This window comes from Pantoea sp. SIMBA_079 (assembly GCF_046940275.1).
GTDB classification, from domain to species: domain Bacteria; phylum Pseudomonadota; class Gammaproteobacteria; order Enterobacterales; family Enterobacteriaceae; genus Pantoea; species Pantoea borealis.
The window spans coordinates 1-23,560 of record NZ_JAWRYR010000021.1; the positions used below are offsets into that span (position 1 = coordinate 1).

Genomic DNA, 23,560 nt, shown 5'->3' on the forward strand with positions numbered 1-23,560 from the left:
GGTCGTTAGCTCAGTTGGTAGAGCAGTTGACTTTTAATCAATTGGTCGCAGGTTCGAATCCTGCACGACCCACCATCAAGTTTAAAGTTGTAAGCCGCTTCCACAGCGGGTCGTTAGCTCAGTTGGTAGAGCAGTTGACTTTTAATCAATTGGTCGCAGGTTCGAATCCTGCACGACCCACCAGATTCAGAAAAAAGCGCCCACCGGGCGCTTTTTTCGTTTCCGCGCTACGGTAATGCATCCGTCAGGGTCGCAATATGATCATCTATCCGCAGGGGCGCCATTTATGGCGCCCTGGCCGCGCATCAATCTCCAATGGTGAATGAACGTGCCAGGGTCGCATTAATGCAACCCCTGCGGGTATTAGGAGCGGTAATGCGTTGACGGGATATGCCCATTTTCCGCAGGGGCGCCATTTATGGCGCCCTGGCCACGTATAACCCCCGATGGTGAATGAACGCGCCACTGGCTGCTTACCGTGCCGGCTTTTTCCGGGGGGCTTTTTCGGGCATCAGACTTTTCCAGATATGCTGCACGGCATAGCTGCGCCACGGACGCCATACCTGTGACAGCTGCTCTGCCTCCCTGGCCGTCACGCCGCCGAGATTGTTCCGGATAGCGATATCCTCTTTTGGAAAGGCGTCAGGCCAGCGCAGCGCCCGCATGGCGATATAGCTGGCGGTCCATGGTCCGATCCCCTTCAGCGCCAGCAGCTGCTGCTGTACGGCATCCGGTGGCAGGGAGCCGTTAAAGCGCAGCGCGCCGCTGGCGCAGGCATGAGCCAGCGCGATAATCGCATTTGAACGGGCGCTGACGATGCCCAGCACGGCAATATCATCGACCGTCGCCGCTGCCAGCGTGGCCGCATCCGGAGATAAGCGGGAGAGCGCCGGCCAGGGCGTCACCAGCGGCTCGCCAAACCGCTCTGTCAGACGACTGCTGAGCGTTACAGCTGCTTTAACCGTAACCTGCTGGCCAAGAATGGCGCGCACGCTCAGTTCAAACGCATCGAACGCACCGGGCACGCGCAGGCCCGGATGACGGGCCAGGCTCTCTGCCAGCAGCGGATCGCGGCTCAGCAGATCGCTGACCGCCTGCGGCTGGGCATCCAGGTCAAACAGATCGCGCAGCCGGCGCAGCAGGGCAGGCAATACCGGCGTCAGTGAGGTGGTGAACTCAACCTGCAGTGCATGCTTATCGGGCAGGGCGCTGACGCGCACCCAGCCGCGACACCCGCCCAGCGCCACGGTACGGTGATAAGCGCCATCGGCCACCCATTCAGCCTGCTTCATGACGTGCGCTTCAAGAAACTCCAGCATCGCCGCCCAGTCATAGGGGGGACGATAGCTCAGCTGCAGGGTCGCACTTTGCTGCGGCAGGGCAGCGCCCTCCGGCTGACTCTGCCTGCGCAGCGCAGAAGGCGTCATGCGATAGCGCGCCTGAAACACGTCATTAAAGCGACGCAGGCTGCGAAAGCCGCTGGCGTAAGCGATCTCCGTTACGGGCAGCGCGGTTTCGGTCAGCAGCTGTTTGGCGAGCAACATACGCCGCGTCTGACGCAGCTCCAGCGGCGAAACGCCCAGCTCCTGCTGAACAACGCGTCGCAGCTGACGTTCACTCAGAAAGAACTCACCGGCAATCTCAGCCAGCGAGGTCTGCTCTTCCAGCATGCCCTCTTCAACGCGCCGGATCAGGCGGTCGGCAATGCGGTGATGGTTATCAAGCGGTGCACATCCCGGTGCCAGCTCCGGGCGGCAGCGCAGACACGGACGAAAGCGCGCCTTTTCCGCCGCCTCAGCGTTATTAAAAAAGCGGCAGTTTTTCAGCAGCGGTTTGCGCACCGGGCAGACGGGACGACAGTAAATACCGGTTGAGGTCACGCCCACATAGAGCAGCCCGTCAAAGCGACTGTCGCGTGACGTCAGCGCCTGGTAAGCAATTTCGGGATCCAGCATCGTTTTCTCCGGTAAATAAAGGGCATCATGGCGCAGTCCGGTGGCTGAAACACGCTGCTTTCGGACAGCTAATCAGTTTATGTGCCTGTCCGAAAACAGCCAGTTTGCGGCGTGATTAATGCAATAATAGTCGGGAGTGATCCACTGCGGAGGTCTGTTATGTACCATACAAAAACCATTGTGACACCGGTCGGCGAGCTGACGCTGATTGCCAGCGATAAAGGGCTGGCAGCCGTGCTGTGGGAAAATGAAGGATCGCAGCGCGTGCCGCTGACGCCGCTGTCGCGTAATGACCAGCATCCGGTGCTGTGCGAGGCTGAACGCCAGCTGCAGGAATATTTTGCCGGCACACGGCAGTGTTTTACCCTGAACTACGACACCCTGGGCACACCGTTTCAGAAAAAGGTATGGGCAGCCCTGCTGACCATCCCGTTTGGAGAAACGCGCAGCTACCGGCAGATAGCCGAGCAGATTGGCCATCCCAAAGCCGTACGCGCGGTGGGCGCTGCCAACGGCAAAAATCCGCTCTCTATTATGGCCCCCTGTCATCGCGTTATTGGCAGCAACGGCAAACTCACCGGCTTTGCCGGTGGTCTGCCGGTTAAAGCGTTTTTACTGGAGCTGGAGCTGGCCGGCAAAAAACCGGATGCGCCGCTTGTTTAGTATAAAAAACCCAATGGCCATTTATTATTCTTTGTAGTATTTTTCTGGCTTCTGTTGTTAATTAAATAAAACACAGGTGCAGCGATGTGATTTCGTGCAGCGCCGCAGTCAATCAACCCTGGTTTTTACTCTGCATCGCGCATTTCAGGCACAGGAGCCCGTAATGGACATTTTCAGCACGCAAAATATCCTGGTACATATCCCCTTTGGCGTGGGAGGGTACGATCTCTCATGGATAGAAGCGATCGGCACACTGGCCGGGCTGCTCTGCATCTGGCTGGCCAGCCTGGAAAAAATCAGCAACTACCTGTTTGGTCTGATCAACGTCACGCTGTTTGCGGTGATTTTCTTTCAAATCCAGCTCTACGCCAGCCTGCTGCTGCAGCTCTTTTTCTTTGCTGCCAATCTTTATGGCTGGTACGCCTGGAGCCGGCAAACCAGTGATCATGAACGCGCGTTAAAAATTCGCTGGCTGTCGCTGCCGAAAGCGCTGGGATGGGGGGCCGCCTGCGTTATCGCAATTGCGCTGATGACGCGCTATATCGATGTGGTGTTTGGTTTCCTCACCCGCAGCGCGGTGCAGATCATGCAGGGAATGGGCCTGCAGGTCAGCATGCCGCAGCTGCAGCCTGACGCCTTTCCCTTCTGGGATGCCTGCATGATGGTGCTTTCCATCGTAGCGATGATTCTGATGACGCGTAAATATGTCGAAAACTGGCTGCTGTGGGTGGTCATCAACGTAATAAGCGTGATGATTTTTGCCCGTCAGGGGGTGTATGCGATGTCGCTGGAGTACGCCATTCTTACGCTGATTGCGCTGAACGGCTCGCGTATGTGGATACAGAGCGCACGCGAGCAGGGCTCACGTGCGCTGGCGGGTTAGTGATGATGATGCGCGTGCCCGTCCAGCACCGCATGATGATCGTCATCAGCCGCGTGTTCTGATCCGAGCGCGCAGTCGGGCCCGCTGCACGCCTGATACTCCATCTGTACCGTGGCATGTTCAATCTGATAGTGCTGATGCAGATAGTGATGGATTTTGTGCAGCAGGCCGTCGTGATCGTACGGCGGCACCACCTGAACATGCAGCGTGAGCACCGGCTTCTCACCTACCTGCCACAGATGGATATGGTGAACGTTACGCACCTCATCAATATTCAGCTTCAGCTCGCGCGCCAGCTTATCAATATTGATATTCACCGGCGCGCCCTCCAGCAGCTCATGCAGGCTCTCGCGCAGCAGCGCCCAGGCGCTGCGTACTACCAGTATGGAAACCAGCAGGGAAAGGATCGGATCGATAGGCGTCCAGCCGGTGAGCATAACGATAACCGCTGCGGCAATAGCGCCTACAGAGCCAAGCAGGTCTCCCAGAACGTGCAGCGCGGCGGCGCGCACGTTGAGATTTTTCTCGCCGCTGCCACGGTGCAGCAGCCAGAATGAAAGCAGGTTAGCAAACAGCCCGGCGATAGCGATGCCGAGCATCAGGCCACCCTCGATCGGCTGCGGATGAGTAAAGCGGCGGATCGCCTCCCAGACAATCAGCACGGTAATCACCAGCAGCGCAATCGCGTTCACAAATGCAGCCAGCGTGGTCAGACGCAGCAGGCCAAAGGTATGCCGCGCATTGGGTTTACGGCGCGCAAACTGCACCGCCAGCAGCGCCATCAGCAGGGCGGCGGCGTCGGTCAGCATATGTCCGGCGTCGGCCAGCAGCGCCAGGGAACCTGAAAGAAGGCCGCCGATCACTTCGGCCAGCATAAACAGTGCCGTGACGCCAAACGCCGCCGCCAGGCGGGTGCGATTAGCATTGTGGTCACCGTGAGAGTGAGAATGTGCCATAGCGTTCCAGTTGGTTAAGTAGCTTGTTGGTTAATAATATCAGCAAATTGAGTGTATCAGGACGGGGCTGCTGCTGTTTCGCGGCGTCAATCAGCTGCTGACACTGTCCGGCAGCCTCTTCTATGCCGAGCATCAGCCAGCTGCCTTTCAGACGATGGGCGGCTTTTTCAACGGCAGGCCAGTCGTGCTGACCGCTGGCCTGCAGCAGCGCATCGCGATCCTGCGTGACGGCGCGCTGCAGTGTCTCACAGACGCGTGGCAACCAGCTGGCGTCGTGCTGAGCCAGCTGCTGCAGCGTTGCCGGCAGCTGCGCCAGCGGATCGGGCTGCGCCTGCGCCAGCAGCGCGGCCAGCGCCTGCAGCGTAACCGGTTTCACCAGCTGCGCCTCATGCGCCTGCAGCGGCAGGCGTAAACGCTGCACGTCGGCGGAACAGATAACGCGCAGGGCAAGGCGCGGCCGTTGTCGCTGGCGGCGGCGCAGAATGCGCAGCAGCGTCAGACCGTCGGGATGCGGCATCATCTGATCGATAAACAGCACATCAAACGGCTGCCGGGCATCGGCAAGCAGCAGGGCGCGTCCCGCATCAAAGGTGTCAGCCTGGACGCCAAACGCAGCCAGCTGCTGCTGCAGCACCAGCAGATTAGTCGGATGATCGTCAACAATCGCCACCCGCAGCTGCGGGTAACGCGGCCAGACCGGATCGTCGCCGGCATCCGGGATGTCGCAGGGCGTGAGCGGCAGCGTCACGCTGACGCGCGTGCCCTGGCCCGGCGCAGAGCGCAGCTGCAGCGTACCGCCCATACGCTGTATAATTTCCCGGCAGATAAAGAGTCCCAGCCCGCTGCCCTGTACCGCATGACGCCGGCCAGACGGCGCCTGATACCACGGTTCAAACAGGTGGGCCTGCTCGCTGAGCGGAATACCGCTGCCGCTGTCCGATACAACAAGCGTGATCTTTTCCTGTACCGCCAGCGTAAGGCTGATCTCGCCTTCACGGGTAAACTTCAGCGCATTGGCCACCAGGTTATTAATAACCTGCTGCAGGCGATCGCCGTCCAGCAGTACGCTCGCGGGCAGCGGCGTCAGGGCCGTTACGCGCAGCTGCGGGCCGTCAGCACGCATCAGCGGATGGTAGAACTGCTGCTGCTGCTGCAGCCAGCGGGACAGATTAAGCGGGCGCGGCGTCAGGCGAAAACTCTGATTCTCAATCCGCGCATGATCCTGCAAGTCGTTCAGCAACGTCATCAAAGAGCGGGCGCTGCTGTGCATCAGCGCCATTCGCGCGGGCACATGCTGCTGCTGTTCCAGCTCCAGCAGGCCAAGGATCGCCTGCATTGGCGTGCGCAACTCATGACTGACGGTCGCGAGAAACTGGCTTTTAGCCGCACTGGCGCGCTCCGCTTCCGCACGCTGCCGTCGTTCACGCCGCTGCTGCAGCACATGACGCAGCTGCAGCAGCAGCAGCGCCGTCATCATCAGCGCTGCCGCAAACAGCACCAGTTTCGGTATGCTGCGCATCATCATCGTGCTGCCGGGCTGCGGCGGCTGTGCCCAGCTTGCGCGCATCTGGTTCAGCGTTTCTGGCGGTATCTGCTGCAGCGCGCGATCGAGCAAGGCGCGCAGCTGCGGCTGCTGCGGCGCCACCCGGGGCGCCATCGGCCAGGCGATATCGCTGGCGGCAAAGGCCAGGCGCAGCGCGGTGTCATCGCGGCTGGCCAGATGCCAGCGTGCAGAGATGACATTATCCACCAGCGCATCAATCTGTCCGCTGCCCAGCGCCTGCCAGAGCCGGGTTCGATCGTCAAACCACTGGGGCGTAATGCCCGCAGGCAGCAGCTGACGGGCCAGATCGCCGCGCAGCACGCCAAGACGTTTACCCTGCAGTGAAGACCAGTCGGCAGGCGCAAGCGGCATCCGGCTGTAAACACCCCAGATAGCACGCCATACCGGAAGCGTGGTGGAGGCTGCATCAGGCGTATCCAGCGGCTCCAGCAGAGTAAGCATTACCGTCTGCTGTGCCAGCAGCGCCTGCGCCTGCTGCGGATTAGCAACCCAGCGCGGCGTGAAGCGGATGCCGGTGCTCTGGCTCAGCGCATTAAGCAGATCGATACCGAAACCGCGTGCGTTACCGCTGGCGTCACGGTAACTCCAGGGTGCATTATCCGGCGCAGCGGCGTAGGTGACAACGGGATGCTCCGCCAGCCACTGCTGCTCTGCCTGACTCAGCATCAGCGTCTGCGTATCCTGATAGCGCGGCAGCGGCGGGCTCCAGCGCTGTGCAACCTGGCGGCTGAACTCCGCCGGCAGCAGACGAAGCTGGGTATCGATCCACGTTGTCAGCGCCGGATCGCGGGCGATCGCGCGCAGCGTCAGTACCGCGTCCGGATCGGCGGTGATCTGGTAGATCTCTCCCTGCTGCAGCTGGCTGAGCAGGAAGTTAGCACTGGCTTCATCGGCAACCAGATAATCACTCTGTTGATTGAGCAGGGCGTAGAGCGCCTGCAAATTACCAGCCAGCGGATGCCAGCGATGGCGTGCTGCCAGCGCGGGCGGCAGCTGCGTCAGCGTGCTGCCGGCAATCGTCAGCTGAGCATTGTCGCTGTTAAACATCACCGCGCGCTGATTCTCGCGATTGCGGTAAATACGCAGCGGCGTGCTGAACCAGCTGGTGCTGAGCGAGGCGCCGGCAGGCAGCGGCGTGCTTTCGGTGGTCAGGGCCAGGTCAACCTCGCCGCGCTTCAGCGCCAGTAGCTGCGCTGTCCGGTCAGGGTAGCCCTGCAGCTGAAACCGCACGCCGCTTTGCTGGCTGAGGGCGCTGAGATAGTCAGCATCAATCCCCCACAGGCGATCGCCGATGCGCATTGACCAGGGCGCGCTATTCTGCACCGGCACCGCCACGCGCAGCTGCGCGGCCGGCGGTGGCGCAGCATGAGGTGCGGGCATCACTGCAGGCAGCATGACGCTGCTGGCGGGCAGCAGTTCAGCGCGCACGCTGGCCGCCAGCAGCAGACACAACAGCCAGAGCCACTTCACTGTTGCGCTTTCCACAGCTCAGCCAGCTCAACTACTGAGGTCACGCCTGTTTTGGCCATGATATTTTTTTTATGCGTGCTGACGGTTTTATTACTGATATGCAGCTGTTCACCAATCTGCAGGTTAGAGAGACCCCGCACCAGCAGCGCCACAATCTGCTGCTCTTTCTCCGTCAGGGGCAGGTCCAGCCGCTCCGGCAGCGGCGGAAAAGCCTGCTGCCCTCCCAGTACCGCGAGGATGGCACTGAGCAGCTGGGCCATGCTCTGGCTTTTCACTACATAGCCTGCCGCTCCCAGAGAGGCTGCGCTCAGTAAGGTGTGGCGGCTCTGCTGGGCAGAGTAAATCAGCACCGGGCGCTGTGCATCACGCGCGCGCAGGCGGCGCAGCAGCTCCAGACCATCGCAATCCGGCAGGCCGATATCAAGAATGATCACGTCAATAGCGTGCTGCTGCAGGCAGGTGCGCGCCTGAGATTCATCCGCGGCTGCATAGAGCTGCAGAGGGATAGGGGCGTGCTGGCAGGCAGCCTGAAGCGCGACTTCGACCAGCGGGTGATCGTCAATAAGCAGTAGGGTAGCCATGACACCGTTCCTGTGAATTTCATGGCGGTTAGCATAGCGGAAAAGCGTGGCCGGAAAAAATAAAGGGCGAGCCTGCGCTCGCCCTGATTACCGCAGAGACATCCCTTACTGGGTAGTGCCGTCGGTTTTGGTATTTACATTGTCGCTACCCGACTGGGTTTCAACTTTTTTGTTCATGTCCGGGCAGCGGCCATCTTTACACATGGTGTTTTTATGCATCTCTTTTGCAGACATATCGCCTGACTCAGTGCCTGACATTGCTGCGCCGTTGGTATTGGTGTTGCCGGTGTTGATATCGTTGTTATCAACATTGTGCGGAGGCAGATTCTGTTTTGCGCCGCCTGCTGTTGCACCCGCTTCAGCTGATGCGTTGGCCTGTCCATTGTTGCTTGCAGCCATCGCTGCACCGCTACCCAGAGTCATTGCTGCCGTCAGAAAAACAATTGCAAACTTATTCATCATTATGCTCCTGTAATAAATGGATAGTTGCCGTTTGACACCCACGGGTGCTGTGTGACGAAAAAAGCGGGCCGTAACGAAATTAAATTTCGTCAGGAGTGTTCGGCGTAAAAAAATATAGTGTAAGCGACTCGTTCCTCAGTGCTTACGTTTAAAAAGCTTAGTCGATGGCTGTATAAATGCAAATAAGACAAAAGCATTTTCATGACGCTCTTAATTTACTCATGGCGGCTGAAGGGATAGATTGAACAGGTTACGTCCGGCGCACGCAGGACAAAAATCTGAATGGAATAAGTATGGATTACCAGAACGACGATTTACGTATCAAAGAGATCAAAGAGTTACTTCCCCCGGTTGCGCTGCTGGAAAAATATCCGGCAACGGAGAGTGCGGCGGCGACCGTATCGCAGGCGCGTCAGGCCATTCACCGGATCCTGCATGGCCAGGATGATCGCCTGCTGGTGGTTATCGGGCCCTGTTCAATTCACGACACGGCAGCGGCGAAAGAGTACGCTGCCCGCCTGCTGACGCTGCGCGATGAGCTGAGCGGCGAGCTGGAAGTGGTGATGCGCGTCTATTTTGAAAAGCCGCGCACCACGGTAGGCTGGAAAGGGCTGATCAACGATCCCCACATGGACGGCAGCTTTCAGATTAATGAGGGGCTGCGCCTGGCACGTAAGCTGCTGGTGGATATCAACGATACCGGGCTGCCGGCCGCCGGTGAATTCCTGGATATGATCACGCCGCAATATATGGCCGATCTCATGAGCTGGGGCGCCATCGGTGCACGTACCACTGAATCACAGGTGCATCGCGAGCTCTCTTCCGGTCTCTCCTGTCCGGTAGGGTTTAAAAATGGCACCGACGGCACGATCAAAGTCGCTATTGACGCCATCGGCGCCGCCAGCGCGCCGCACTGCTTCCTGTCAGTGACCAAATATGGCCACTCGGCCATTGTTGAGACGCGCGGCAACGAAGACTGCCATATCATCCTGCGCGGTGGCAGAGAGCCAAACTACAGCGCTGAACACGTTGCGGCAGTGAAGAGCGGTCTGGAAAAAGCGGGTCTCCGTCCGCAGGTAATGATCGATTTCAGCCATGCCAACAGCAGCAAGCAGTTCCAGCGGCAGATGGTAGTGGCGGAAGACGTGGCACAGCAAATCGCCGGCGGCGAGCAGGCGATTACCGGTGTGATGATTGAGAGCCATCTGGTTGAGGGTAATCAGAGCCTGGAGAGCGGAAAACCGCTGGTGTATGGTCAGAGCGTGACCGATGCCTGTATTGGCTGGGAAGATACGGAAAAAGCGCTGCGTCAGCTGGCGCAGGCGATCCGGACCCGCCGCGGCTGAGAGTGACGCATAAAAAAGGCCAGACGGATGTCTGGCCTTTTGATAACTGCGATCGTTTACTTCGCTTTACCCTGGTTTGCCACGGCCGCGGCTTTCGCTGCGATCTCGTCGGCATCACCCAGATAGTAGTGTTTGATAGGCTTGAAGTTTTCATCGAACTCATACACCAGCGGCACGCCGGTCGGGATGTTCAGTTCGAGGATCTCATCTTCGCTCATGTTATCGAGATATTTTACCAGTGCGCGCAGCGAGTTACCGTGTGCGGCGATGATAACTTTCTCACCGCTTTTGATGCGCGGCAGAATGGTCTCGTTCCAGTAAGGGATGACGCGATCAATGGTCAGCGCCAGGCTTTCGGTCGTTGGCAGCTGTGCATCGGTCAGTGATTTATAACGTGCATCATGGCCAGGGAAACGCTCATCGCTGCGATCCAGTTCTGGCGGAGTAATGGCAAAACCACGACGCCACTGTTTAACCTGATCGTCGCCATATTTAGCCGCGGTTTCTGCTTTATCCAGCCCCTGCAGGGCGCCGTAATGACGCTCATTCAGACGCCAGGTTTTCTCTACCGGCAGCCAGGCCTGATCCAGTTCATCCAGCACGTTCCACAGGGTGTGGATGGCACGTTTCAGCACGGAGGTATAGGCGAAATCGAACACGAAGCCCTCTTTCTTCAGCAGCTGACCCGCCGCTTTTGCTTCGGTGCGACCTTTATCAGAGAGATCCACATCATACCATCCGGTGAAGCGGTTTTCCTGATTCCACTGGCTTTCGCCGTGACGGACCAGAACCAGCTTAGTTACGGCCATAGCTTTACTCCTTAATGCTTAAGTAGATTAGTAATGAACCCGGCTGCGGCCGCCTGAAGCGGCGGCACACTGATAGCGCCATACCATAACGGAAAACGGCGCACGGCGTAAGTCTGTCGCATACGCAGTGCGCGTTTTTCAGCCGTCGTCTCAGTGTGCCGTAAAGCGATACCGCGTCTCTGAGCGCCAGATGTCACCGGGTTGCAGCCAGCAATCGGGCTGCGGCCACTCGCTATGGTTAGGCGAATCGGGTAAAAATTCACTCTCCAGCGCAATGCCCTGGAAAGCAGTATAGCTCTCCTGCTCGCGGGCGCGCGTTCCCGCCAGGTAGTTGCCGGTATAGAACTGCAGCGCAGGTGCCGTGGTAAACACGCTGAGCTGCAGCGCGCCGTCAGCGGACCAGAGTCCGGCGGCACACTGCGTGATGTCACCTTTAGCGTTCAGCAAAAATGCGTGATCGTAGCCTTTGACTGCCTGCTGATCGGCATCGGCCAGAAACTCATCCGCCACGCGTTTGGGCTGGCGGAAGTCGAAGCTGGTTGCCGCAACGGCTTTCAGCGGCGCATCAGGAATGCCCTCGCTGTCTACCGGCAGGTAATGGTCTGCCTGCAGTTGTAACCGATGCTGGCGGGCGTCACCATGATGCGCATCAAGGTTAAAGTAAGCGTGGTTGGTCAGGTTGACCGGACAGGCGCGATCAGTTTCTGCCTGATAGCGGATCGCCAGCGTATTATCTTCCGTCAACTCATACGTTACCGAGGCGATAAGATTACCCGGATAGCCCTGATCGCCCTCTGGTGAGTCGAGCCGGTAGTGCACGCTGCTGTCGCTCTGACTGACAATCTGCCAGCGGCGTTTATCAAACCCCTCCGGTCCGCCGTGCAGCTGATGCGGCCCCTGATTTGCAGCCAGCTTCAGCGAAAGCGTCTTCAGCTCAGCCTGTGCGATACGGTTGGCATAGCGGCCAATCGTGGCGCCGAGATAGGCATCCTGATGCAGATAATCTGACGGGGTGGCGCAGCCCAGCAGCGCTTCCCGCACGCTGCCATCCTGCATCGGCACGCGCGCCGAAAGCCAGGTGGCCCCCCAGTCCATAAAGGTGGCGACCATGCCGTTACGGTTGCGCAGCACCGTTATGCGCCACGGCTGTCCGTCTGGCGCATGAGAGTTGACGTCGCTTACCATTGACCCGCTCCTTCTGACGCTTTACAGACGTAGAAGGTCTCTTTAATACCGGTCTGCGCTTCATATTTTTCTGCCACCGCCGCTCTGACCTGATCCACCCGATCTGCCGGCATCAGTGCCACGATGCAGCCGCCAAAGCCGCCGCCGGTCATGCGCACGCCGCCGTGCGGGCCCACTTCCTGTTTGACAATCGCCACCAGCTGATCGATTGCCGGCACGGTGATTTCAAAATCGTCACGCATAGAGGCGTGTGAGGCCGCCATCAGCTCGCCCATACGCTCAAGATCGCCTTTGCTCAGCGCGTCGGCTGCTTCCAGCGTACGGGCGTTTTCGGTAATAACGTGGCGCACGCGCTTCGCCACCAGCTTATCCAGCTCATGTGCCCGTGCTTCAAACTCCTCCAGCGTGACGTCGCGCAGCGCCGGTTTATTGAAGAAGCGCGCGCCGGTTTCACACTGCTCGCGACGGGTATTATATTCACTGCCCACCAGTGAGCGGCGGAAGTTGCTGTTGATAATAACCACGGCGACGTTATCCGGCATTGGCACCGCCCGGGTCGCCAGGGTACGGCAGTCGAGCAGCATGGCGTGATCCCGTTTGCCCAGCGCCGAAATAAGCTGATCCATAATGCCGCAGTTACAGCCGACAAACTGGTTCTCCGCCTCCTGGCCGTTAACCGCAATCGCCGCGCCATCCAGATCCAGCTGCCACAGTTCGCGGAACACGGTGCCGACGGCGACTTCCAGTGAGGCTGAAGAGCTGAGACCGGCACCCTGCGGCACGTTGCCGCTGATAACCATATCCACGCCGCCGAGGCCGGCGTCACGCTGCTGCAGATGCTTCACCACGCCGCGCACATAGTTGGCCCACATAGGCTCCTTTACGGGTTCAATCGGCGCATCCAGCGAGAAGTTATCCTGCTGGTTGTCATAATCCATGGCGATCACCCGTACCTGGCGATCGTCACGGCGTGCGCAGGCGATCACCGTCTGATAATCGATAGCGCACGGCAGCACGAAACCATCGTTGTAGTCAGTGTGTTCGCCAATCAGGTTTACGCGGCCCGGTGCCTGAATGGTGTGGGTGGCGGCATAGCCAAAGGTGTCAGCGAACAGCTGCCGGGTAGTCGATTTCAAAGACATTTATTGCGCCTCACGAAAATGGATATCGCTGACAGAGCGCAGACGTTCTGCTGCCTGCTCCGCCGTTAAATCACGTTGGGTTTCAGCCAGCATCTCGTAGCCGACCATAAATTTACGCACCGTTGCCGAGCGCAGCAGCGGTGGATAGAAATGCGCATGCAGCTGCCAGTGATCGCCGGTCTCTTCGGTAAACGGCGCGCCGTGCCAGCCCATTGAGTAGGGGAATGAGCACTGAAACAGGTTGTCATAGCGGCTGGTCAGCAGCTTAAGCGCGCGCGCCAGGTCGCTGCTCTGCTCAGCGCTGAGTTCGGTCAGGCGTTTGACGTGCGTTTTTGGCAGCAGCAGGGTTTCAAACGGCCAGGCGGCCCACCACGGCACCACGGCGATCCAGTGCGCCGTCTCTACGACGGTACGGCTGCCGTCCTGCTGCTCGCGTGCCGCGTAATCCAGCAGCAGCGGCGTGCCTTTTTCGGCAAAGTAACGCCGCTGATTATCATCCTCTTTCTGCGCTTCATTCGGCAGAAAGCTGTTGGCCCAGATCTGACCGTGCGGATGCGGATTAGAGCAGCCCATGGCCGCGCCTTTGTTCTCAAAAACCTGCACCCACGGGTAGTGCTGTCCCAGCTCCGCGCTCTGCTGCTGCCAGGTCGCTACAATCGCTTCAAGGTTGCTTAGCGACAGCTCCGGCAGCGTTTTGCTGTGATCGGGCGAAAAGCAGATCACCCGGCTGGTGCCGCGGGCGCTTTCACAGCGCATCAGCAGATCGTCGCTCTGCGGCGCATCCGGGGTCTCTTCCATCAGCGCAGCAAAGTCGTTGGTAAAGACGTAAGTATTGGTGTAATCAGGATTTTTATCGCCGGTGATACGGGTATTGCCCGCGCACAGGAAGCAGTCGGGATCGTGCGCCGGCAGCGTCTCACGGGCCGGCGTCTCCTGAGCACCCTGCCACGGGCGTTTCGCCCGGTGCGGTGACACCAGGATCCACTGATCGGTTAACGGGTTATAGCGGCGATGCGGATGATCCACCGGATTAAATTTTTGCATAACTTGTCCTGGTAACGGCAAACAGTAAACGTTTTCTGCGCTCAAACTAGCATAGGCCCGCCGGCAAAAGCGTGATCAAGTCTGGATAAATGGTATCGTTTACACAAGTCGCTTATTCTTAATTTTGCGGCCTGTAATACGCTTCAATTTAAATTTAGCACAGATTAGTGGTAGCGGTTACATTGACAGGCGATGCTGCCGATCGCTGGTCAGGCAGGATCGGCAGCCCGGCGTAAGCGGGGCAGAATGCGGTCAGGTCTGCGGCGTGCGCAACGCCTCCTGCTGATAACGGTAACCCTCCGGGGTTTTGATAAAGCTGAGGCGATGGGTAATGCAGCGTGGGGCATCTTCAGCATGGTGCGAGACGAACAGCAGCTGGGTGCGGCCTTCACCAATCAGTACATCCGTAAAGCGGCGTACCAGCTGACGGTTAATCGGATCCAGCCCCTGCAGCGGCTCATCCAGTATCAGCAGGGCGGGGTGCTTAACCAGCGCACGCGCAATCAGCACCAGCCGCTGCTGCCCCCAGGAGAGGCTGTGAAAAGGGGCATCTGCCAGCGCGTTATCCATCCCCAGCAGCGCCAGCCACTGGCGCGCCAGCGCTTTCTGACGCTCTGAAACGGCCTGATAAAGACCAATGGAGTCAAAAAAGCCAGAGAGCACCACGGTGCGCACGCTACAGCTCACCCGGTAGTCAAGGTGCAGGCTGCTGCTGACGTAGCCAATATGCTGTTTGATATCCCAGATGGTTTCACCGCTGCCGCGCCGGATACCAAACAGCGTTAAGTCGTTGCTGTAGCCCTGGGGGTGATCGCCGGTCACCAGGCTAAGCAGCGTGGATTTGCCGGCGCCGTTCGGCCCGGTAATCTGCCAGTGTTCGCCAGCGCTGACCTGCCAGCTGAGGTTATCGATAATGGGGCAATCGTCATAGGCGACCCGGCCATGCCGCAGCAGCACGCGCGGGGTATCCATGGCCAGCGCCGGCAGCAAATCGGGACGATCTGCCTCCGGCAGCGCCATGCCCTGCAGCCGTTCGCTGTGCGCCAGCTGGGCCACCAGCGCTTCCGCCAGCAGCGTCTTGCGGTCACCGGCGTGGGTCAGGGTGCACTCTGCCAGCACGCCCGCCTGCTGAATAAAATCGGGGATATCCTCAAACCGGTTCAGCACCAGCACCAGCGTATAGCCCTGCGTATGCAGCTGCAGCAGCAGCGCGGTGAGGCTGGCGCGCGACGCAACATCCAGTCCGTCAAACGGCTCATCAAGGATCAGCAGATCCGGTTCTGTCATCAGCGCCTGACAAAGCAGGGTTTTGCGGGTTTCACCGGTAGAGAGATATTTAAAGCGGCGATCCAGCAAATCCTGAATACCAAACTGCTGCGCCAGCGCGCGACAGCGCGCCTGATCGCTGATTTCCGTCTGGATGATCTCTGCGACGGTGCGGCCGGTATCCTCTTCCCCTTCGCTGAGCATATCCGTGTTATTTCGTTCCCACTCTTCACTCACCAGCTGCTGCAGCTGCTCAAATGAGAGGCGGATGGGTCGACGAAAATCGCTGCTGAAGTGGCCTTTCCCGGCGCTAAGTTCGCCTGCCAGCACCCGGGTCAGTGCAGATTTACCGCTGCCGTTAGCGCCCACAAAGGCCCAGCTCTCACCGCGCTGAACGGTTAGCGCGTTAATGCTGAGCGCACGATGGTGACTAAGATGAAATGTGCCTTGCGAAATCTGCAATAAAGACATGTTCTGTTCCGGTTTGTGCATCGTTGTTACTGTTGTAACGGCCGCTGCAGCGGAAGTCAATCGGTGCAGAATAGTCAGATCAGCGTCGCTATGATCGCCTGTTCAGCGCTAAAGCAGGCGGTCACCCTGTCACCCGGCTGCAGCTTTTGTTGCGCCAGCTGTGCTGCGCTCAGCGTGGCACACAGCGTTTCACCCCCGCTCAGCGTCAGCAGCACCTCGCTCATCTCTTCGCCCTGTTCAATCGTGCTGACCTGGGCGGATAACGCATTATCGCCGGATTCTTCGTCGTCACTGAGCCGGATCCACGGTGCCTTGATCAGCACCAGCACTTCTTTGCCGGGCACAAGCTGCAGCCGCTGCGCGCTGCGCGCGGTGAGCGCCACGTTAACCGGCGTTACGCCATCGGCCAGTACCACCTCAATATGCTGCTGCACCGGCCGGTCGTTACGATGGCGCACGGTAGCAAACAGCTGATTACGCGCGCTGGTCTGCAGCGAGAAGCGCGCAATCGCAGCCAGCAGGCTGTCCAGCGGCAGGTTATCCTGCTGCAGGGCATCAAACGCTTTCTGCTGGATCTGGGCCAGCAGATCGTACAGCTGGATCAGCCGCGCACCATAGCGCGTCAGACGGGCGCCGCCGCCGCCTTTGCCGCCGGTGGCGCGCTCAACCAGCGTCTCATCCGCCAGCTGGTTCATCGCATTGATGGCGTCCCAGGCGCTTTTATAACTGATACCTGCCAGCCGGGCGCCCTGGCTGATTGATCCGGTTTCGGCAATCTGTCGCAGCAGTTCAATACGGCGCGGATCGGCAAACAGTTTCTGCTGAAGACGAATATGAAGTGAGAGATCGGCCTGCATGTCAGCTCCTTTAGTCGGAAGCGGGTAGTGTACGGCGTAAAGTAAAAGCACGAAAAGGGCAGTGCCTTTTTTTCCTCTGCCGCTACAATCACTTTTTTAAATTCTGCGTGAGGTTTCCATGCTGGAACTGATAAAAAGCCTGGCCGTCGCGGTCATCATGGTGCCGATTGTGATGGCGATTATGCTGGGTCTGATTTACGGCCTGGGAGAAGTGTTTAACATTATCTCCAAATTTGGCCGTCGCAATGACCGCCCGGCGAAAAGCTCACAGCACTGATTGACCCGCCCGCACCCTGCGGGCGTTTTTTTATCAATTTCCGCTCTCTCCTGCCGATACTCCTTCTGTTGAGATTGATCCGCATCCTGCGCATAGCGGCATCTGCCTAAGCGTTGTATGATTCGATATACAACGAAACAGGGAGTCTGACATGCTGAACAAATCCTCTTACTGGCTGGCCACAACGGCGCTGACAATTTCACTGGCGGGCCAGGCGGTGGCGGCTGACAAAATCACGGTGTTTGCTGCGGCATCACTCACCAATGCGCTGCAGGAGATCGCCACCCGGTATCAGCAGCAGAGTGGGACCGAGGTGGTCTCCTCTTTTGCCTCCTCTTCCACGCTGGCACGCCAGATTGAACAGGGCGCGCCGGCCGATCTCTTTATCTCGGCCGATCAGCAGTGGATGGATGACGCGGCGGCAAAGCAGAGCATTGAAGCAAACACGCGCGTGACGCTGCTGGGTAACGATCTGGTGCTGATCGCGCCTAAAAGCGCCGGCGCGGCGCCGGTAACGATCTCTTCCGCCACCGACTGGAAAAATCTGCTGCAGGGGCAGCGCCTGGCGGTGGGCGATCCGGCACACGTACCCGCCGGGATTTACGCCAAAGCCGCGCTGCAAAAGCTGGGCGCCTGGCAGCAGCTTGCGTCACAGCTTGCGCCAGCCAGCAACGTGCGCGCCGCGCTGGCGCTGGTTGAGCGAAACGAAACACCGTATGGCATCGTGTATGGATCTGACGCCGTGGCAAGTAAAGGGGTGATGGTTGCCGGGCGTTTTCCCGCCGACTCGCATCCGCCGGTAGAGTATCCGATGGCCATTGTTAACGCGCATCAGAACGCGGCGGTCACCGCCTTCTGGCACTATCTGCAGGGGCCCGAGGCCGCGGCTATTTTTAAACAGTATGGATTTACGCCAAAAAGATGATACTGAGCGATCCCGAGTGGCAGGCTGTTGTGCTCAGCCTGAAAGTTTCCTGCGTGGCGGTGCTGTGCAGCCTGCCGTTTGGCATTCTCATGGCCTGGATCCTGGCACGCTGCCGCTTTCCGGGTAAAACCCTGCTCGACAGTCTGGTCCATCTGCCGCTGGTGCTGCCGCCGGTGGTGGTAGGCTATCTGCTGCTGCTGGCGCTGGGGCGTCGCGGGGCGATCGGCGGCTGGCTCTGGGACTGGTTTGGCTTTACTTTCGCCTTCAGCTGGCGCGGTGCGGCGCTGGCGGCAGCGGTGATGGCATTTCCGCTGATGGTACGCGCCATCCGGCTGGCGCTGGAGGCGGTGGATACCCGGCTGGAACAGGCCGCGCGGACGCTGGGAGCGGGGCGCTGGCGGGTCTTTTTCACTATTACACTGCCGCTGACGCTGCCGGGCATTATTGCCGGTACCGTGCTGGCGTTTGCCCGCTCGCTGGGGGAGTTTGGCGCCACCATTACCTTTGTCTCTAATATTCCCGGTGAAACCCGTACCATTCCTTCCGCAATGTTTACCCTGATTGAAACGCCGGGCGCAGAAAGCACCGCCGCGCGCCTCTGTGCGGTGGCGATCGCGCTGGCGCTGCTGTCGCTGGTGGCGTCAGAATTACTGGCGCGCTGGGGCCGTAAACGCTGGGGGATCGCCTGATGCTGACGCTGCAGTTTTCACAGCGGCTGGGTGACCATCTGCTGGAGGTGGACACCACGCTGCCGGCGCACGGCATCACCGCTGTATTTGGCGTGTCGGGTGCGGGAAAAACGTCGCTGATCAACGCTATCAGCGGCCTGACGCAGCCGCAGCAGGGCCGCATTCAGATCAACGACCGGGTGCTGTTCGACAGCGCGCGCGGCATCAATCTGCCGCCGGAGCAGCGGCGTATCGGCTATGTGTTTCAGGATGCGCGACTGTTTCCGCACTATCGGGTGCGCGGCAACCTGCAGTACAGCATGGCAGCGTCAATGAAACCGCAGTTTGCGCAGCTGGTGGCGCTGCTGGGGCTGGATGCGCTGCTGGATCGCTTTCCAGCCACGCTCTCAGGCGGTGAAAAACAGCGCGTGGCAATTGGCCGGGCGCTGCTGAGTGCGCCCGATCTGCTGCTGATGGATGAGCCGCTGGCCTCACTGGATCTGCCGCGCAAGCGCGAGCTGCTGCCGTGGCTGCAGCAGCTGACAAAGCAGGTTGCCGTACCGGTGCTCTATGTCTCGCACAGCCTGGATGAGATTGTGCAGCTCGCGGACAACGTACTGGTGCTGGATAACGGCAGCGTTAAAGCAGCAGGCCCGCTGGAGAAAGTGTGGAGCAGCAGCGCAATGCGTCCCTGGCTGCCGGCCAGCGAGCGCACCAGCGTACTGCGCGTGCAGGTGCTGGAGCAGCATCCTTACTACCCCATGACCGCGCTGCTGCTGGGCGACCAGCATATCTGGGTGAGTCGTGTTAACCTGCCGGCAAAAAGCACGCTGCGTATTCGAATCGCGTCAGCCGATGTCTCGCTGGCGCTGCAGCCGGCGCAGCACACCTCTGTGCGTAATATTCTGCCCGCGCAGGTTACAGAGGTGCTGGATATTGACGATCAGGTTGAGGTCAGAGTACGCATTGGCAGCAGTGAGCTCTGGGCGCGCATTACGCCGTGGGCACGCGATGAGCTGGGCATTCGCGTCGATCAGTGGCTCTATGTCCAGCTCAAAAGCGTTTCAGTTATTGCCTGACGGAGACCGCTGCCGTCACAGCACTTCCCGGCGAATAATCTCCGCAATGCCAGGCTCAAGGTTGGTGCCGGTTACCTCCGCCGCGCGCGCTTTGATAGCGTCATCGGCGTTGCCCATCGCAACGCCCAGTCCCACCTGCTCCAGCATGCTGAGGTCATTATAGTTATCACCAAACGCCAGCACCTCCTGCATGCTGAAGCCCTGGCTCTCCACCCACTGCGCCAGGCGTTTGCCTTTGCTGTTACCCGCCTGAGCGATATCAACCTGATCGTGCCAGGACCACTCACACGCCAGACCCAGCTCCGCTTCGGTACGCCGGGCAAACTGCTGCAGCGCGCGCGTGTCTGGATGTGACAGGGCGAATTTCCAGATCGCCTGCGCATCGCGCGCCGCCTGCTGCAGATCGGGCACCTGCACAAACAGCGGACGCTGCGCCTCAGGGAGCGAAGCGGCCCAGTTCAGCGTGCGGGTAACGTGACCGGTCGCTGTCTGATAGAACATCGCATCATCCGCATAAAGCAGGCCGTGAATATGTTCTTCTTCCAGCATCGTCAGAACCTGCTGCGCCTGATTTTCCTGCAGTGGATCGGCAGTCAGCACTTTTTTTGCCTGATAATCATACAAATAGGTGCCGTTACAGCAGATTGCGGGTGTATCCAGCTGCAGCGCCTGATAAAAAGGGTGGATAGCACAGTGATGGCGACCGGTGACGATCAGCACCTTCACGCCCGCCTGCTGCGCGCGGGCCAGCGCCTCCAGCGATTCAGGCAGAATGGTTTTAGTGGGTGTCAGCAGGGTGCCATCCAGGTCGAGGGCGATTACGCGATAGCTCATTACGGGTTCCGTCTTTGAATAAACAGGCATCAAGTCTACACCTGCCAGCCGCGCTGAGACAAAAAAGCGGGCAGAAATCCCGCCAGCGTAGCCGGCTGAAACAGGCTACAGTTATCCCTTTCATCAGGCAGCGAATAAGGAAAAACGCATGAAACAAGTCGTGTATACCGCCAGTCCCGAGAGCCAGCAGATCCACGCCTGGCAGCTTCAGGAAGATGGCGCGCTGACGCTACTGCAGGTGACCGATGTGGCCGGCCAGGTGCAGCCCATGGTGGTGAGCCCGAAAAAAGATTTTCTTTATGTGGGCGTACGTCCCGATTTTCGCGTGCTGGCCTACCGTATTGCCGCAGACGGAACGCTGACGCTGGCGGGGGAAGCGCCGCTGCCGGGCAGCCCGACGCACATCTCCACCGATCGCGAAGGCCGGTTTCTGTTCTGCGGCTCTTATAACGACGCCTGCGTCAGCATCAGCCCGCTGGACGAGAGCGGGCTGCCGCAGGCGCCGTCGCAGGTGATTAATGGCCTTGAGGGATGCCACTCGGCCAACATCGATCTGCGTAACGAGACGCTGCTGGTGCCGGCGCTGAAGCAGGACCGCATCTGCCGTTTTCAGCTGCATCAGGATGGCCGTCTGACGCCGTGCGCACAGGCAGACGTCACGACCGCTGCAGGCGCCGGTCCGCGTCATATGGTGTTTCATCCCGGCGGCGCGTATGGCTATGTGGTCAACGAACTCAACAGCACGGTGGATGTCTGGTCACTGCAGGGCGAGATGAGGTGCGTACAGAGTCTGGATATGATGCCGGCGGATTTCAGTGGCACCCGCTGGGCGGCAGATATTCATATCACGCCGGATGGCCGCTCGCTCTACGCCTGCGATCGTACCAGCAGCACGATTACCGTGTTTAGCGTCAGTGACGCGGGCGACGCGCTGACAATTGAGGGCCACCAGCCCACCGAAACGCAGCCGCGCGGGTTTAATATTGATCGCAGCGGTACTTATCTGGTCGCAGCGGGACAGAAGTCGCATCATATTGAAGTGTACCGGATTGCCGGACGCGGCCTGCTGCAGCCGCTGGCGCGCTATGCGGTCGGGCAAGGGCCGATGTGGGTGGTGATCCACGCGCTGGCGTGATGATCTCATGCAAGGTCGCCGTTGAAGGCGACCTTTATCAGAGCGCGCAGCGAAGCGCACCCGGCGCGATCAGGCGTATTTCACCGTAACCGATGCGCTGGCAAGCGCATGGAAATGCACGTTAAAGCCGACCATTGCGCCGCTGGCGCCTTCATCCACATCCAGCGTCTCCACGTCCAGCGCGTGTACGCTGAAAATGTAGCGGTGTGATTCACCCTGCGGCGGTGCGGCGCCGCCGTAGCCGGTCTGGCCGAAGTCGGTACGGGTCTGGATGGCGCTTTCAGGCAGCTCTGCCACGCCGGAACCGGCGCCCTGCGGCAGCACCGTGACCTCAGCCGGAATATTCGCTACCACCCAGTGCCACCAGCCGGAACCGGTGGGCGCATCGGGGTCGTAGCAGGTGACGACAAAGCTCTTTGTGCCTTCCGGCACCTCATCCCAGGCGAGATGGGGCGACAGGTTATCGCCCTGATAACCCATGCCGTTAAACACGTGGCGCTCTGGCATCTTATCGCCGTCGTTAAAATCCTGACTAAACAGGCGCATAACTCCTCCTTTTTTACTAATCGCGGAAGGTCATCATGGTGCAAAAGCGCAGCAGATACCAGCGGCGTCAGGGCTGAAAATGGCCAGCGTGATCCAGCGCGTCCCGAATGGCGCGGGTGAGCTGGCTCAGCGCCTGCGCAGAAATCAGATAAGGTGGCATCAGATAGATCAGCCGGCCAAACGGGCGGATCCAGACGCCGCGCTCAACAAAGAACTGCTGCAGTGCAGCCATATTCACCGGCTGATGCGTTTCGATAACGCCAATGGCACCCAGCACGCGCGCCTGCGCCACGGCGGGATGCAGCTGCAGCGGCAGCAGCTCCCGCTGCAGCTGCTGCTCAATCGCCGCAACCTGCGTCTGCCACTCTCCTTCCGCCACCATGGCCAGGCTTTCAGCGGCAACTGCGCACGCCAGCGGGTTGCCCATAAAGGTCGGGCCATGCATGAAGCAGCCAGCGGCGCTGCGGCTGATGGTGTCAGCCACCTCGCGCGTGGTCAGCGTGGCGGCGAGCGTCATCGTCCCGCCGGTCAGCGCTTTACCGAGGCATAAAATGTCGGGCGTCACGCCTGCGTGCTCACAGGCAAACAGTTTCCCGCTGCGGCCGAAGCCGGTGGCGATCTCATCGGCGATCAGCAGCAGCCCGTAGCGATCGCACAGCGCCCGTACCTGCTGCAGATAGCGCGGATGGTAAAAGCGCATCCCGCCCGCGCCCTGCACAATCGGTTCGAGGATCACCGCAGCAATGCCGCGGTGGTGCTGCTCCGCCAGCCGGGCAAAGTCGCTGAAATCGGCGTCATCCCATGCATCAGTGAAACCGCACTGCGGCGCAGCGGCAAACAGATGCTCCGGCAGATAGCCACGCCACAGGCTGTGCATTGAGTTTTCCGGATCGCATACCGCCATCGCCGCAAAGGTATCGCCGTGATAGCCGCGCTTCAGCGTCAGGAATGTCTGGCGCCTCTCGCCGCGACCGAGCCAGTACTGCAGCGCCATTTTCATGGCGACTTCCACCGCAATGGATCCGGAGTCAGCCAGAAACACGCACTCCAGCGCTTCAGGCGTCATCGCCACCAGCTGACGGCTCAGCGCGACTGCTGCCGGATGGGTAATCCCGCCGAACATCACGTGTGACATCTGCGCCATCTGCTGCTGCAGTGCCTGGTTGAGACGCGGATGATTGTAGCCGTGGATCGCCGCCCACCATGACGACATACCGTCAACCAGCTCGCGTCCATCTGCCAGCTGCAGCTGGCAACCCTGGGCGGCCACCACCGGATAACAGGGCAGCGGGTCGCGCATTGAGGTGTAGGGATGCCAGATATGCTGGCGGTCAAAATCGAGGTCGTCAGGCGTGAACATCTGTCTTGTAAACCATTTTGAAAAGATTTAGTTTACAAGTATAACCACGATCATTGTCGGGATGAACCCCTTTTTGGAGTAT

The 23,560-nt window shown here is 59.6% G+C and carries 22 protein-coding genes and 1 tRNA gene; 9 read left to right on the top strand and 14 right to left on the bottom strand.

From position 1 onward, the window contains the following. The first annotated feature begins 107 nt into the window (after positions 1-107). Positions 108-183: transfer RNA gene (locus tag SB719_RS18125), tRNA-Lys, on the top strand. Positions 184-473: 290 nt separating this feature from the next. Here the strand turns inward: SB719_RS18125 and SB719_RS18130 are convergent. Next, on the bottom strand, positions 474-1,955 hold the full coding sequence (locus SB719_RS18130; protein ID WP_412159536.1) for an AlkA N-terminal domain-containing protein: 1,482 nt from the start codon (positions 1,953-1,955) through the stop codon (positions 474-476). Positions 1,956-2,114: 159 nt separating this feature from the next. Between SB719_RS18130 and SB719_RS18135 the strand changes: the two genes are divergently transcribed. Both SB719_RS18135 and pnuC read left to right on the top strand, forming a co-directional pair. After that, on the top strand, positions 2,115-2,618 hold the full coding sequence (locus SB719_RS18135) for a methylated-DNA--[protein]-cysteine S-methyltransferase (RefSeq protein WP_065649831.1): 504 nt from the start codon (positions 2,115-2,117) through the stop codon (positions 2,616-2,618). A 163-nt stretch (positions 2,619-2,781) separates the two neighbouring features. After that, a complete protein-coding gene (pnuC, locus tag SB719_RS18140) occupies positions 2,782-3,501 on the top strand; it encodes a nicotinamide riboside transporter PnuC (protein ID WP_065649830.1) in 720 nt (239 codons plus the stop codon). On the opposite strand, the gene zitB is transcribed toward pnuC, so the two are convergent. The 4 genes from zitB to SB719_RS18160 all read right to left on the bottom strand — a co-directional run bounded on the left by zitB (position 3,498) and on the right by SB719_RS18160 (position 8,531). Further along, positions 3,498-4,457 carry a CDF family zinc transporter ZitB gene (gene zitB, locus SB719_RS18145; RefSeq protein WP_292969723.1) on the bottom strand — a complete coding sequence of 320 codons (960 nt, stop codon included), beginning with the start codon at positions 4,455-4,457 and terminating at the stop codon, positions 3,498-3,500. The genes pnuC and zitB overlap by 4 nt on opposite strands. Then, positions 4,432-7,506, bottom strand: coding sequence for an ATP-binding protein (locus SB719_RS18150; protein WP_412159537.1), 3,075 nt, complete (start codon positions 7,504-7,506; stop codon positions 4,432-4,434). The genes zitB and SB719_RS18150 overlap by 26 nt, the downstream gene beginning before the upstream one ends. Next, complete coding sequence (locus SB719_RS18155; RefSeq protein WP_292969727.1) at positions 7,488-8,072, bottom strand: response regulator transcription factor; 585 nt, start codon at positions 8,070-8,072, stop codon at positions 7,488-7,490. Before SB719_RS18155 ends, SB719_RS18150 begins: the two co-directional genes overlap by 19 nt. Positions 8,073-8,177: 105 nt before the next feature. Beyond that, positions 8,178-8,531, bottom strand: coding sequence for a YbgS-like family protein (locus tag SB719_RS18160; RefSeq protein WP_084798769.1), 354 nt, complete (start codon positions 8,529-8,531; stop codon positions 8,178-8,180). Between the two features lie 296 nt (positions 8,532-8,827). Here SB719_RS18160 and aroG point away from each other — a divergent pair, with 296 nt between their 5' ends. Continuing rightward, entirely contained in the window at positions 8,828-9,880 is a 1,053-nt protein-coding gene (gene aroG / locus SB719_RS18165; protein ID WP_292969729.1) for a 3-deoxy-7-phosphoheptulonate synthase AroG, read from the top strand. Positions 9,881-9,936: 56 nt separating this feature from the next. On the opposite strand, the gene gpmA is transcribed toward aroG, so the two are convergent. The 6 genes from gpmA to modE form a co-directional block, all read right to left on the bottom strand. Next, positions 9,937-10,689 (bottom strand): 2,3-diphosphoglycerate-dependent phosphoglycerate mutase, encoded by a 753-nt coding sequence (gene gpmA, locus SB719_RS18170; protein WP_104084674.1) that lies wholly within the window; start codon positions 10,687-10,689, stop codon positions 9,937-9,939. A 150-nt stretch (positions 10,690-10,839) separates the two neighbouring features. Then, positions 10,840-11,874 carry a galactose-1-epimerase gene (gene galM, locus SB719_RS18175; protein WP_293006471.1) on the bottom strand — a complete coding sequence of 345 codons (1,035 nt, stop codon included), beginning with the start codon at positions 11,872-11,874 and terminating at the stop codon, positions 10,840-10,842. Further along, positions 11,868-13,016, bottom strand: coding sequence for a galactokinase (gene galK / locus SB719_RS18180; RefSeq protein WP_412159538.1), 1,149 nt, complete (start codon positions 13,014-13,016; stop codon positions 11,868-11,870). The genes galM and galK overlap by 7 nt, the downstream gene beginning before the upstream one ends. Then, entirely contained in the window at positions 13,017-14,060 is a 1,044-nt protein-coding gene (gene galT, locus SB719_RS18185; RefSeq protein WP_065649822.1) for a galactose-1-phosphate uridylyltransferase, read from the bottom strand. It lies immediately after the preceding gene. Between the two features lie 252 nt (positions 14,061-14,312). After that, positions 14,313-15,797 (bottom strand): molybdate ABC transporter ATP-binding protein ModF, encoded by a 1,485-nt coding sequence (gene modF, locus SB719_RS18190; RefSeq protein ID WP_412159539.1) that lies wholly within the window; start codon positions 15,795-15,797, stop codon positions 14,313-14,315. Between the two features lie 74 nt (positions 15,798-15,871). After that, positions 15,872-16,654: a molybdenum-dependent transcriptional regulator gene (modE, locus tag SB719_RS18195; protein WP_304233764.1), complete on the bottom strand. Its 783-nt coding sequence runs from the start codon at positions 16,652-16,654 to the stop codon at positions 15,872-15,874. Positions 16,655-16,772: 118 nt separating this feature from the next. Here modE and SB719_RS18200 point away from each other — a divergent pair, with 118 nt between their 5' ends. From SB719_RS18200 to modC, 4 genes are all read left to right on the top strand, one after another. Next, the gene (locus SB719_RS18200) at positions 16,773-16,931 is read left to right on the top strand and encodes an AcrZ family multidrug efflux pump-associated protein (protein WP_039383289.1); all 159 of its coding nucleotides are present in this window, start codon (positions 16,773-16,775) and stop codon (positions 16,929-16,931) included. A gap of 151 nt (positions 16,932-17,082) precedes the next feature. Then, a complete protein-coding gene (modA, locus tag SB719_RS18205) occupies positions 17,083-17,856 on the top strand; it encodes a molybdate ABC transporter substrate-binding protein (protein ID WP_304233760.1) in 774 nt (257 codons plus the stop codon). Continuing rightward, positions 17,853-18,545, top strand: coding sequence for a molybdate ABC transporter permease subunit (modB, locus tag SB719_RS18210; RefSeq protein WP_065649818.1), 693 nt, complete (start codon positions 17,853-17,855; stop codon positions 18,543-18,545). The genes modA and modB overlap by 4 nt, the downstream gene beginning before the upstream one ends. Beyond that, entirely contained in the window at positions 18,545-19,603 is a 1,059-nt protein-coding gene (gene modC, locus SB719_RS18215) for a molybdenum ABC transporter ATP-binding protein ModC (RefSeq protein ID WP_065649817.1), read from the top strand. Before modB ends, modC begins: the two co-directional genes overlap by 1 nt. A 15-nt stretch (positions 19,604-19,618) precedes the next feature. On the opposite strand, the gene SB719_RS18220 is transcribed toward modC, so the two are convergent. Then, positions 19,619-20,437 carry a pyridoxal phosphatase gene (locus tag SB719_RS18220; RefSeq protein ID WP_293006481.1) on the bottom strand — a complete coding sequence of 273 codons (819 nt, stop codon included), beginning with the start codon at positions 20,435-20,437 and terminating at the stop codon, positions 19,619-19,621. Between the two features lie 148 nt (positions 20,438-20,585). Between SB719_RS18220 and pgl the strand changes: the two genes are divergently transcribed. After that, complete coding sequence (gene pgl / locus SB719_RS18225; protein WP_412159540.1) at positions 20,586-21,572, top strand: 6-phosphogluconolactonase; 987 nt, start codon at positions 20,586-20,588, stop codon at positions 21,570-21,572. Between the two features lie 69 nt (positions 21,573-21,641). On the opposite strand, the gene SB719_RS18230 is transcribed toward pgl, so the two are convergent. Continuing rightward, positions 21,642-22,118 carry a kinase inhibitor gene (locus SB719_RS18230; RefSeq protein WP_065649814.1) on the bottom strand — a complete coding sequence of 159 codons (477 nt, stop codon included), beginning with the start codon at positions 22,116-22,118 and terminating at the stop codon, positions 21,642-21,644. 67 nt (positions 22,119-22,185) lie between these two features. Then, entirely contained in the window at positions 22,186-23,478 is a 1,293-nt protein-coding gene (gene bioA, locus SB719_RS18235; protein WP_412159541.1) for an adenosylmethionine--8-amino-7-oxononanoate transaminase, read from the bottom strand. Positions 23,479-23,560 lie beyond the last annotated feature (82 nt).

Bases quoted from the DNA above. Each gene is read 5' to 3' on its own strand.
- SB719_RS18130 (WP_412159536.1), bottom strand. From the start codon at position 1,955: ATGCTGGATCCCGAAATTGCTTACCAGGCGCTGACGTCACGCGACAGT.
- SB719_RS18200 (WP_039383289.1), top strand. From the start codon at position 16,773: ATGCTGGAACTGATAAAAAGCCTGGCCGTCGCGGTCATCATGGTGCCG.
- galM (WP_293006471.1), bottom strand. From the start codon at position 11,874: ATGGTAAGCGACGTCAACTCTCATGCGCCAGACGGACAGCCGTGGCGC.
- SB719_RS18160 (WP_084798769.1), bottom strand. From the start codon at position 8,531: ATGAATAAGTTTGCAATTGTTTTTCTGACGGCAGCAATGACTCTGGGT.
- aroG (WP_292969729.1), top strand. From the start codon at position 8,828: ATGGATTACCAGAACGACGATTTACGTATCAAAGAGATCAAAGAGTTA.
- modB (WP_065649818.1), top strand. From the start codon at position 17,853: ATGATACTGAGCGATCCCGAGTGGCAGGCTGTTGTGCTCAGCCTGAAA.
- gpmA (WP_104084674.1), bottom strand. From the start codon at position 10,689: ATGGCCGTAACTAAGCTGGTTCTGGTCCGTCACGGCGAAAGCCAGTGG.
- galT (WP_065649822.1), bottom strand. From the start codon at position 14,060: ATGCAAAAATTTAATCCGGTGGATCATCCGCATCGCCGCTATAACCCG.
- bioA (WP_412159541.1), bottom strand. From the start codon at position 23,478: ATGTTCACGCCTGACGACCTCGATTTTGACCGCCAGCATATCTGGCAT.
- modC (WP_065649817.1), top strand. From the start codon at position 18,545: ATGCTGACGCTGCAGTTTTCACAGCGGCTGGGTGACCATCTGCTGGAG.
- modA (WP_304233760.1), top strand. From the start codon at position 17,083: ATGCTGAACAAATCCTCTTACTGGCTGGCCACAACGGCGCTGACAATT.
- modE (WP_304233764.1), bottom strand. From the start codon at position 16,654: ATGCAGGCCGATCTCTCACTTCATATTCGTCTTCAGCAGAAACTGTTT.
- pnuC (WP_065649830.1), top strand. From the start codon at position 2,782: ATGGACATTTTCAGCACGCAAAATATCCTGGTACATATCCCCTTTGGC.
- galK (WP_412159538.1), bottom strand. From the start codon at position 13,016: ATGTCTTTGAAATCGACTACCCGGCAGCTGTTCGCTGACACCTTTGGC.
- zitB (WP_292969723.1), bottom strand. From the start codon at position 4,457: ATGGCACATTCTCACTCTCACGGTGACCACAATGCTAATCGCACCCGC.
- pgl (WP_412159540.1), top strand. From the start codon at position 20,586: ATGAAACAAGTCGTGTATACCGCCAGTCCCGAGAGCCAGCAGATCCAC.
- SB719_RS18230 (WP_065649814.1), bottom strand. From the start codon at position 22,118: ATGCGCCTGTTTAGTCAGGATTTTAACGACGGCGATAAGATGCCAGAG.
- SB719_RS18220 (WP_293006481.1), bottom strand. From the start codon at position 20,437: ATGAGCTATCGCGTAATCGCCCTCGACCTGGATGGCACCCTGCTGACA.
- modF (WP_412159539.1), bottom strand. From the start codon at position 15,797: ATGTCTTTATTGCAGATTTCGCAAGGCACATTTCATCTTAGTCACCAT.
- SB719_RS18155 (WP_292969727.1), bottom strand. From the start codon at position 8,072: ATGGCTACCCTACTGCTTATTGACGATCACCCGCTGGTCGAAGTCGCG.
- SB719_RS18135 (WP_065649831.1), top strand. From the start codon at position 2,115: ATGTACCATACAAAAACCATTGTGACACCGGTCGGCGAGCTGACGCTG.